Below are 1,950 nucleotides of genomic sequence, written 5' to 3' on the forward strand. Positions count from 1 at the left end.
GTCTTTAAATCGTATTGGGGTTGGCTCATTTACCCGGGAGAAGGTCACGGGCGGCTCGATTACAAACACAAAAATAAGAACCAAAGGAAATAGGAATGAAGGTGAAAACGACTGCTGCATTAACGTTAACTGCAACCATGATCTCGACCCCTGCGTTTGCCGAGCAGCTTTGGAGCGATTTTAGTCTGAGTTATCTGAAAGGCAGTGATTATGAAGTGGGAGACCCTGATCGACAGGTTGTCACTGTAGAACACGCCAGTGGCCATAATTGGGGCGATACGTTCTTCTTCATGGACCGACTTAAGTCCGACAACGGCGATACGGAGACCTACTTTGAGTTAGCGCCACGTCTGAGTCTGGGCTACCTGACTGACAGTAACCTGTCGTTTGGCCCGGTTAAGGACGTCTATCTGGCGGGAACCTGGGAGAGTGGCGAAGGTTTTGATAACTACCTGACAGGTGTAGGTGTGAGCCTGGATGTCCCGGGTTTCCAGTACTTCAACGCGAATATTTACCATGTCAGTAATGACACCACCGATGACAACGAACAGCTGACCCTGACCTGGGGGCTGCCGTTCAACCTTGGCTCTGCTGAGTTGCTTTACGACGGCTTTATCGATTGGAGCACCTCCGGTAGCAACCTGGAAACCGAGATGAACTTTACCTCTCAGCTGAAGTGGAATGTTGGCAAGGTGATGGGTACCAAATCTCCGGTTTATGTGGGTCTTGAGTATGCATACTGGAACAACAAATTTGGGATCGATGGTGTCGATGAGCGTAACCCTGCATTGTTGGTGAAGTGGCACTTTTAAACGTATAGGTCGCTGCGGCCCGTGGGCCGGTTTAGCCTGGCCTGTGCTGAGGCCGTGAGGGTTGGAAGACCTCCACCGGCGATACCTTGTACAGTCAGTTATTAAAGCAGCCGGTTGGCTGCTTTTCTGTTTTCAGGGCTAGCGGTTGGGAGCCAAAAATTCCCAATACACGATGTGTATCAAAGCCGACCACAAAAAACTCAAGCAGGTCGGGTTGTGGTATCTGAAGAGAATCATTCCTGTGTATAATGCCCGGCATATTTTATGAACTGTATACAACGAAAAGTCGGCGGTTACTTCAGCTTCGGCAACACCCCGTCTGAAGCCGAATCAATACCTGTATAGCAGGTGGAGAAGCCCCGGTTTTATTTTTTTAAGTAATAGGATCCGTATGGAAAAAGTTTATATCAGCGCCCAGCAGCTTCTGGAAGATTCTACCCAGATGGCGTTACAGGTATTTGAAAGTGGTTTCCGCCCAGATTACATCGTCGGTGTATGGCGTGGTGGTGCTCCGGTGGGTATCTCTGTACAGGAAGTGCTGGATTGTCTGGGTGTTGAGTCCGATCATATTGCGATCCGTACATCCTCTTACACCGGTATCGGTGAGCGCAGCCGTCACGTTAAAGTGCACGGCCTGACCTACCTGATTAAACGTCTGGAATCTGAAGACTCCCTGCTGATCGTGGATGATGTGCATGATTCCGGCTTGAGTATTCAGCAGACCATCATCGAACTAAAAAAGGCCTGCAAGAAGAATACGCCTGAGATCCGGATTGCGACTCCTTACTACAAGCCTGCCAACAACAAGACCGGTAACGTGCCTGATTACTACGTGCACGAAACTAACGAGTGGCTGGTGTTCCCGCACGAGTTGGACGGTCTGAGCAAAGAAGAGATTCTGCAGAATAAGCCGGAATTTGCGGCGGTTGCAGCGAAGATGGCAGAGCTGGGTCGTTTCGAGTAAGAAACGCTTTCAGCTCCAGCTAGATTGAAAGAAACCGGCTTCGGGGGAGTTCAAAGGGACTTCACCGGGGCCGGTTTTTTTATGCTTCACAGTAGCATCCTTGATGTGGTGAATTATTTCGAATGTAGGGCAACCTTTCTGTTGGGTATCGCTTCGCTCGACCCAACCTACAAA

The 1,950-nt window shown here is 49.7% G+C and carries 2 protein-coding genes; both read left to right on the plus strand.

Translation table 11 applies throughout. The features are described from left to right. Window positions 1–95 precede the first annotated feature (95 nt). Window positions 96–812, plus strand: coding sequence for a DUF5020 family protein (locus ABYW01_RS20505; protein WP_372836346.1), 717 nt, complete (start codon window positions 96–98; stop codon window positions 810–812). A gap of 391 nt (window positions 813–1,203) precedes the next feature. After that, entirely contained in the window at window positions 1,204–1,776 is a 573-nt protein-coding gene (locus tag ABYW01_RS20510; RefSeq protein ID WP_372836347.1) for a phosphoribosyltransferase, read from the plus strand. Window positions 1,777–1,950: the final 174 nt, after the last annotated feature.

It is taken from the genome of Pontibacterium sp. (assembly GCF_041587635.1).
Lineage (GTDB): Bacteria > Pseudomonadota > Gammaproteobacteria > Pseudomonadales > Balneatricaceae > Pontibacterium.

Bases quoted from the DNA above. Each gene is read 5' to 3' on its own strand.
- ABYW01_RS20505 (WP_372836346.1), top strand. From the start codon at position 96: ATGAAGGTGAAAACGACTGCTGCATTAACGTTAACTGCAACCATGATC.
- ABYW01_RS20510 (WP_372836347.1), top strand. From the start codon at position 1,204: ATGGAAAAAGTTTATATCAGCGCCCAGCAGCTTCTGGAAGATTCTACC.